Source organism: Pseudonocardia sp. KRD291 (assembly GCF_019263595.1).
In the GTDB taxonomy this organism is placed as follows: Bacteria; Actinomycetota; Actinomycetes; order Mycobacteriales; family Pseudonocardiaceae; genus Pseudonocardia.
Genome location: NZ_JADQDD010000292.1, coordinates 1 through 7,542 on the forward strand (window position 1 = coordinate 1; position 7,542 = coordinate 7,542).

General features: G+C 73.7%; 6 protein-coding genes and 2 pseudogenes. 3 read left to right on the forward strand and 5 right to left on the reverse strand.

What is annotated here, in order from left to right:
* From I4I78_RS27410 to I4I78_RS27420, 3 genes and pseudogenes are all read right to left on the reverse strand, one after another.
* A pseudogene (locus I4I78_RS27410) lies at positions 1–389 on the reverse strand (hypothetical protein); the annotation flags it as partial.
* A 53-nt stretch (positions 390–442) separates the two neighbouring features.
* A complete protein-coding gene (locus I4I78_RS27415; RefSeq protein WP_308252391.1) occupies positions 443–763 on the reverse strand; it encodes a co-chaperone GroES in 321 nt (106 codons plus the stop codon).
* 192 nt (positions 764–955) lie between these two features.
* Positions 956–2,146, reverse strand: coding sequence for an ATP-binding protein (locus I4I78_RS27420; RefSeq protein WP_218614394.1), 1,191 nt, complete (start codon positions 2,144–2,146; stop codon positions 956–958).
* Between the two features lie 304 nt (positions 2,147–2,450).
* Between I4I78_RS27420 and I4I78_RS27425 the strand changes: the two genes are divergently transcribed.
* The 3 genes and pseudogenes from I4I78_RS27425 to I4I78_RS27435 all read left to right on the forward strand — a co-directional run bounded on the left by I4I78_RS27425 (position 2,451) and on the right by I4I78_RS27435 (position 5,350).
* The gene (locus I4I78_RS27425; RefSeq protein ID WP_218614395.1) at positions 2,451–2,774 is read left to right on the forward strand and encodes a DUF485 domain-containing protein; all 324 of its coding nucleotides are present in this window, start codon (positions 2,451–2,453) and stop codon (positions 2,772–2,774) included.
* Positions 2,774–4,381: pseudogene (locus I4I78_RS27430) on the forward strand (cation acetate symporter); the annotation flags it as partial. The gene I4I78_RS27425 and the pseudogene I4I78_RS27430, both read left to right, overlap by 1 nt.
* 348 nt (positions 4,382–4,729) lie before the next feature.
* Entirely contained in the window at positions 4,730–5,350 is a 621-nt protein-coding gene (locus tag I4I78_RS27435) for an SIMPL domain-containing protein (protein WP_218614397.1), read from the forward strand.
* A gap of 524 nt (positions 5,351–5,874) precedes the next feature.
* Here the strand turns inward: I4I78_RS27435 and I4I78_RS27440 are convergent.
* Together I4I78_RS27440 and I4I78_RS27445 are read right to left on the reverse strand one after the other, a co-directional pair.
* Entirely contained in the window at positions 5,875–6,375 is a 501-nt protein-coding gene (locus tag I4I78_RS27440; protein ID WP_218614398.1) for an FxsA family protein, read from the reverse strand.
* A 90-nt stretch (positions 6,376–6,465) separates the two neighbouring features.
* Positions 6,466–7,542: dihydrolipoamide acetyltransferase family protein (locus I4I78_RS27445; RefSeq protein WP_218614399.1), on the reverse strand; the 1,077-nt coding region annotated here is incomplete at its 5' end.

A 7,542-nucleotide genomic window follows, 5' to 3' on the forward strand; every position in this document is an offset into this window, starting at 1 on the left:
GTGGCGCCGTCGTGCGCGTCCGTCGAGGGCGTCGGCGACCCGGCGCCGGACGTGGCGGCCGGTTCCGCGGCCGGAACGGCGGAGGCGACGGTCGGAGCGTCCGCCGGCGAACCGGTCGCGCCGTCGTCGTTGCGGGCCGCTGCGTTCGGGTTAGCGGCGTTCGGTGCGGCCGCGTTCGGGGTAGCGGCGTTCGAGGTGGCCGCGTCCGGAGTGGCGGGGTCCGGTGTGGCGCCGTCCTGCTCGGCGGCGGTCCGCTCGGCGTCGGCCGCGGGTCGCGGGCCGGGGGACGGGCGAGCCGGAGCGGAGGACGGAGCACCGTCGTCCGGCGCCACCGGGGTGGTCACCTGCTGCTCGGTCGCCTCGCCGGACGAGGGCTGCCGCTCGGGCATGGGGTCGGACTTCCTTTCCGCACAGCCGTCAACATCGCCGGGATCCGGCGTGCTCAGAGGTAGAGCCCGGTCCCGTGTTCGGTGCGTTCCGAGGCGACCGCGTGCAGATCCCGCTCGCGCATCACCAGGTACGCCGACCCCTGGACCTCGACCTCGTACTGGTCGTCCGGTGCCAGGAGGACGCGGTCGCCGAACTTCACCGTGCGGACGTTCTGCCCCACCCCGGCGACCTCCCCCCACACCAGACGTCTGGCGACCTGCGCGGTTGCCGGGATCACGATTCCCGCCGAGCTGCGCCGTTCGCCGTCCCCGTTCTCAACCTTGATCATGACGCGGTCGTGCAGCATCTCGATCTGCAGTTTGGGGTCCGGCACCGGGCAGATGCTACGACGTCGTCGCTCCCCGCCACGAAGCGCCCAGCGATACCCGGACGTGGGAAAGCCCCGTGGCACGACCAGGTCGGGGGTCCGGCCGTACCACGGGGCTCACCTGGTTTTCGCTCCTCGCGTCCCCGGTGTTACCGCTGGACGACAGGCCCTCGCGTTTCACCCGTACGGAGCGGTCCGTCAGGCATGCGCCAGCAGGTACCGGCCGAAGTGCGGGACGGTGAACGCGATCTGTCCGCGCTGGGCCGAGAACACCAGGCCCTTCTTCAGCAGGCTGTCCCGCGCGGGCGAGAGCGAGGACGCCTTGCGCTCGAGATGCTCCGCGACCGCGGCGGTCACCACCGGCTCGTCCTGGCCGTCGGTCAGCTCGGCCATCGCGCGCAGGTACTCGCGCTCGGCCGGGGTCGCCCGCTCGAACCGGGACCCGAAGAACCCCACGGCGAGCTCGGCCTCGGCCTCCGGTGCGGCCATCGCGACATCGGTGGCCCCGATCGGGTTCGTCGGCGCCGCGTCCCAGGCGGCCTTGCCGTAGGCCTGGATGAAGTACGGGTAGCCGCCGGAACGTTCGTAGAGGACGTCGAGCGCGTCCTGGTCGAACGTCGCGTCCTCCCGCTCGGCCGGCGCGAGCAGTGCGAAGTCGGCGTCCTTGCGGTCGAGCCGGTCGATCCGGGAGTAGGTGAACAGCCGCTCCGAGTAGGACTTCGACGCCGAGAGCACCGCCGGCAGGTGCGGCAGCCCGGCGCCGACCACGACCAGCGGCGCGCGCGACTGGGACAGTTCGTGACACGCCGCGCACATCGCGGACACGTCGTCCGGGCGCAGGTCCTGCATCTCGTCGATCAACAGCGCGATGCCCGAACCGACGTCCGCGGCCAGCGACGCGACCTCGGTGAACAGCTCGACCAGGTCGATCTCGATGTCCCCGGAGTCGGCGCGGCCGTTCTTGACCGGCACGTCGATGCCGGGCTGCCAGCGCTCGCGCAGCTTCGCCCCGTCCGGCGCCGAGCGCAGCGCGAACGCCTTGAGCACGCCGAGCACCTCGTCGACGCGTTCCGGCGCGCGGTGGCGCAGGGCCAGATCCCGGATCGCCCGGTGCAGCGCCGCGGACAGCGGCCGGCGCAGGTCCGCGTCCGGGCGGGCCTCGATCTTGCCGGCGCCCCACCCGGCGTGCATCGCCATCGACCGCAGCTCGCCGAGCAACACCGTCTTGCCCACCCCGCGCAGCCCGGTCAGCACCAGGCTCCGCTCCGGGCGCCCCCGGGCGACGCGTTCGAGGACGATCTCGAACGCGTCCACCTCCCGGTCCCGCCCGGCCAGCTCGGGCGGGCGCTGACCTGCGCCGGGGGCGAACGGGTTGCGCACCGGATCCATGGCTCGGACGGTATCGGGCGATCTCGCACGATCCGTAGAGATCGCGATAGAGCCCTCGGCGTGTCGGGCAGGTCCACCCGGGCGGACCAGTGAGTTCGACGCGCCGCCCGGCCGCCCGACGTCCGATCCTCACCGATCCGGGCTACAGCGGGAGCCGGTTCTGTAACACGGGGTGCGACGTCGACGTGCGGGGGTAGTGAAATGACGTATGTCGTAACTGTTCCGCGACCGCCCCGTTACGGAGAGTATGAGTCAGCCGTCCGTTTCGAGGCCCTACCCCGTGTTCGCACCGAGTCCGCCGGACATGGCGGGTCCCGGCCGCGATGTCTGGGTCGCCGCGGCGCAGAGCCCGGATTTCGTCGAGCTCCGACGCCGCCAGCTGCGGTTCCTGCTGCCGGCGACGGCCGGGTTCATGGCGTGGTTCTTCTGCTTCATCGCGCTCACCGCGTGGGCCCCGGAGCTGCTGGGCGCGAAGGTGCTCGGCGACCTCACGCTGGTGCTGGTCCTGGCCGTCGGCCAGTTCGTCTCGACGTTCGCGATCACGCTGGCCTACGTCCGGTACGCGGGCCGCCGGCTCGACCCGCTCGCCGACCGGGTCCGCGAACGGCTCGAGGGAGGTCGTCCGTGATGACCGCGAGACTCGCCGCCGCGGAAACAGCCCCCGGCGAACCGCTGCTGAACATCGCGGTCTTCACCGCGTTCCTGCTCCTCGCCCTCGTCCTGGTGCTGCGTGCCCGCCGGCGGTCCACGTCGTCGGCGTCGGACTACTACACCGCGGGCGGCGGCTTCACCGGGCCGGAGAACGGGCTCGCCCTCTCCGGTGACTTCCTCTCCGCCGCGACGTTCCTGGGCATCGTCGGGGCGGTCGCCGTCGCCGGCCCGGACGGGTACATCTACGCGGTGGTGGCGTTCGTGGCCTGGCTGGTGGCGCTGTTCTTCGTCGCCGAACTGCTGCGCAACACCGGCCGGTACACGATGGCCGACGTCCTCGGGCACCGGCTGCGGCAGCGTCCGGTGCGCGCGGCCGCGGCGACGTCGGCGGTCGTGATCTCCACGCTGTACCTGCTCGGTCAGCTCGCCGGTGCCGGTGGCCTGATCGCGCTGCTGCTGAACATCACCGACCGGGCCGGGCAGTCGGCCGTCATCGCCGCGGTCGGCGCGGTCGTGATCGGCTACGTGCTGCTCGGCGGCATGTCGGGGGCGACCTCGATCCAGATCGTGAAGGCCTGCCTGCTGCTCGCGACCGGACTGGCGATGGCGGCGTTCGTGCTGGGCAAGTCCGGGCTGAGCCTGCCCACCCTGCTCACGGAGGCGGTGCAGAACCATCCGCGCGGCGAGGCGGTCCTGCAACCCGGCCTGCTCTACGGCGGGAGTCTCACCGCGAACCTGGACCTGGTGTCGCTGGCACTGGGCGGCGTACTCGGGGTGGCCGGCCTGCCGCACATCCTGATGCGCTTCTACACCGTGCCCGACGCCCGCCAGGCCCGGAAGTCGGTGGTGTGGGCGATCTGGCTGATCGGCGCGTTCTTCCTGCTGGTGCTCGTCCTCGGCTACGGCGCCACCGCGCTGGTGGGGCCGGAGGCCATCCTGTCCGCGCCCGGCGGGGTGAACTCGGCGGCGCCGCTGCTGGCCCTGCAGATCGGCGGACCGGTGCTGCTCGCCCTGGTCTCGGCCGTGGCGTTCGCGACGATCCTCGCGGTCGTCGCCGGGCTCATGATCACCGCGGCCGCGGCCTTCGCGCACGACGTCTACGCCCGGCTGATCCGCAACGGACGGGCCACCGCCGAGGAGGAGGTCCGGGTCGCTCGCCGCACCACCGTCGTGATCGGCGTGGTCGGCATCGCGGGCGGGATCCTGGCCAACGGGCAGAACATCGCGTTCCTGGCCGCACTGACCTTCGCGATGGCCGCATCGGCGAACCTGCCGACCCTGCTGTACTCGCTGTTCTGGAAGCGTTTCACCACCTCCGGCGCGGTGTGGAGCATCTACGGTGGCCTCAGCGTCACGCTTCTGCTGATCACCTTCTCGCCCGCCGTGTCCGGTACGCCGGAATCGATGCTGCCCGGCCTGGACTTCGCGGTCTTCCCGCTGAGCAACCCGGGGCTGGTCTCGGTGCCGGTCGGCTTCCTGCTCGGCTACCTCGGAACGGTGTTCAGCAGCGAGAAGCCCGACGCGGCCCGGTACGCCCAGATGGTGGTCCGTGCTCTCACCGGCGCCGGGGTCCAGCGGGGTGTACCGGGCGATCCCTCGGTCCCGCCGCCGGCCGGGCGACACCGCCCCTCCCTACCGGTGACGGGGCAGAACCGGCGACCGGATCCACAACCCGCCGGAAGCCCCGCCGGCCCCGCCTCCGGAAGCCGTGGCCCCGCCTCCGGACGGCCCGGCGACACCGCCGGGTGGCCCGGCAACAACGGCACCGCCGGGTCGCCCGGCAACAGCAACACCGCCGGGTGGCCCGGCAACAGCAACACCGCCGGGACGTGGCCGCCGGGCCGGGGCGAGAGCCTGCCCTCCGGACGGAACAGGCCGGGCGGCCACGACCCGCGCCGCTGAGGGCCGGCTGCTCTCTGCTTGGCTGCGGTGGTGCCGGACGAACCCGAGATCGTGACCGAGGGCGAGGGCCACCACGAGCAGCTCGCCGACCGAGCCGAGCTGACCCTGTCCTACGAGGCCGTCGGCCCGGACCGGTCGACGGCCGTCGCCGAGCTGGGCACGCGGGTCGCCGCGGCCGCCGACGTGCTGGCCGGGCCCGGGGTCGCCGTGCGGAGCCGGCGGCTGTGGGTGCGCACGGAGTGGCGCGGCAAGCGCGAGCGCGGCTGCCGGGCCGGTGAACGGATCGCGCTGACGATCACGGATCTGACCGTGCTGGAGAAGGTGCTCGCCGCGCTGCTGCACTCGGAGCCGACCCAGGTGGACGGCCCGCACTGGACGTTGGCGGACCCGTCACCCGCCGCGCGGTCGGCCCGCGGCCACGCCGTCGCCGACGCCCGGGAGCGGGCCGAGGGCTACGCCGACGCGCTCGGGATGCGGCTCGGTGAGTTGCGCCGTCTGACCGACTCCGGGGCCGGGGCGCCGACGGCGATGCGCGCGATGAGCGCCCCCGCGCGCGAGCCGGAGGTCCAGGACCTCGGCCTGGAGCCGGAGCCGGTGCGGGTCACCGCGCGGTGCACCACCACCTGGGCGCTGACCGCGACCGAGTCCTGAAAGCCGGGGTTCCGTCGCCCGGGAAACGGACATCCCGCCCGTCGTCGTACATCTGTTGCGACTGTCCGTAGTCGGCGAACGGGCACCGAACGGCTCGCCGGCCCGGCCCGCAACCTGCTCGATCGTGGATCAGCCCACGGCGTGTGACCCGAACGGCGCAGAACCCGCCGCCTTCATCACGATGCGGTGGACCGGTCGGGAAGCACTGGTCTGTCCGCTCCTGGACAGAGACACTCGTTCAGAGCAGCGACCGGGTAACGGAAACGAAGGAGGACCGCCGTGAGCTATCGACGGGGACGTCACCGTGTGTCCGCATCCCGCCATCACTCGACGTTGCGGATGCGACCGGTCTCCCGCCGCCGACGCCGCCTGGACGGGCTGCGCGCGCTGCTGAGCGGGGCCCGCGCCGCCTGGTGAACCTCGGGCTCCGGCCGGGTCCGGCAACAGCGCCGCGCGCGTGACGGACCCTCGACCGCGACCGGCCAGCCGCGTCGGACCAGCCGCGTCGGACCAGCGGCGTCGGGTCAGCCGCGGCGCTCGCCGGGCTCGACGACCTCGCCGTCGATGACCGGTCCGCCGTGCACCGCCGGACGGGACGGCCGCCCGAAGTCGGGGCCGGGGACGGTCTCGCCCTCCACGATCGTCACGCCCTGACGGATCCGCGCGGTGCGCAGGTCCGGAGCGGCCCGCTCGGCCGCGTTCACCAGCCGGCGACGGGCCAGCGCCCGCGTCGGCGGGAAGACCAGCGCGAGCCCGAGCACGTCGGTGACCAGGCCCGGGAGGAACAGCAGCACCCCGCCCAGGGCGACCAGCAGCCCGTCGGTGGCCTCGGCATGCGCGAGCCGGCCCCGCTGCACGGCCGTGGCCAGCGCCTGCGCGGCCCGCATGCCCTCTCGGCGGGCGAGCAGCAGGCCCAGCACGGAGCCGGCCAGCAGGACGAGCAGCGTCGGGCCGAGACCGATCCACGAGCCGAGCGCGATGAGCGCGGCTGCCTCGATCAGGACGTAGAGCAGGACGATCCGCATACCCCTATAACGCACGGGTGTCCGGATTCGCTCCCGCTCCACGCCCTGAACTGCTGCTCCGTTCAGGTGCGCCGCTCCGCAGACCGCGCGCTACCAGGTGAAGGCGACGCCCGGGTCCTGCAGCAGCGCCCCGACGTCGGCCAGGAACCGCGACCCCTGCTCGCCGTCGACGAGCCGGTGGTCGAACGAGAGCGCCAGCTGACAGACCGTCCGGACCGCCAGCTCCCCGTCCACCACCCAGGGCGTCGGCTTGATCGCACCGACGGCCAGGATCGCCGCCTCGCCCGGGTTGATGATCGGGGTCCCGGTGTCCACGCCGAACACACCGACGTTGGTGATCGTGAACGTGCCCCCGACCAGGTCCGCCGGGGGTGTGCGCCCGCTCCGCGCGGTCTCGGTGAGCGCGCCCAGCGCGGCCGCCATCTCGCGCAGGCCGAGCAGGTCGGCGTCGCGGACCTTCGGCACGATCAGCCCGCGCGGGGTCGCCGCGGCGATCCCGAGCTGCACCCGGTCGTGGAAGACGATCTCGCCGGCCGGCTCGTCCCAGGTCGCGTTGACCTCGGGGGTGCGCGTCGCGGCCAGGCAGACCGCCTTCGCGACGAACGCCAGCGGCGTCAGCTTCACATCGGCGAAGTCGCGCCGGGCGCGCATCCGCTCCCGCAGGGCCATCGTCTCGGTGACGTCGACGGCCAGGAACTCGGTGACGTGCGGCGCGGTGAACGCGCTGGACACCATCGCCGCGGCGGTCGCCTTGCGGACGCCGCGGATCGGCTCCCGCCGGGTGCCCCCGACGGACGGGGGACGCGGGGGAGTGGCCGCCGTACCGGCCGGAGGCGCGGCGGGGACGCTCCCGTCCACCCCGGCGGACGCGGTGGACACGGCAGACGCGGCGGAGACGGCGGTGGCCGCGGCCTGGACGTCGGCGCGGGTGATCCGCCCGTTCGGCCCGGACCCGGTCAGTGCGTGCAGGTCGACGCCGGTGTCCCGGGCCAGCTTGCGTACCGGCGGCGGGGCGAGTGGCACGGCCGCGCCGCGCGCCCGCCCGGCAGGAGCCTCGGGACCGGCGGCGTTCGCCGGCACCGAGTTCCGGCCCGGCTCGGATGTGGCCGGGGCAGCGTCAGTGGACGGGGCAGTGGCCGGCGGGGATGCACCCGGGACCGGCTCGGG

Coding starts and splice junctions, on each gene's coding strand:
- I4I78_RS27425 (WP_218614395.1), top strand. CDS start 2,451: ATGGCGGGTCCCGGCCGCGATGTCTGGGTCGCCGCGGCGCAGAGCCCG.
- I4I78_RS27420 (WP_218614394.1), bottom strand. CDS start 2,146: ATGGATCCGGTGCGCAACCCGTTCGCCCCCGGCGCAGGTCAGCGCCCG.
- I4I78_RS27440 (WP_218614398.1), bottom strand. CDS start 6,375: ATGCGGATCGTCCTGCTCTACGTCCTGATCGAGGCAGCCGCGCTCATC.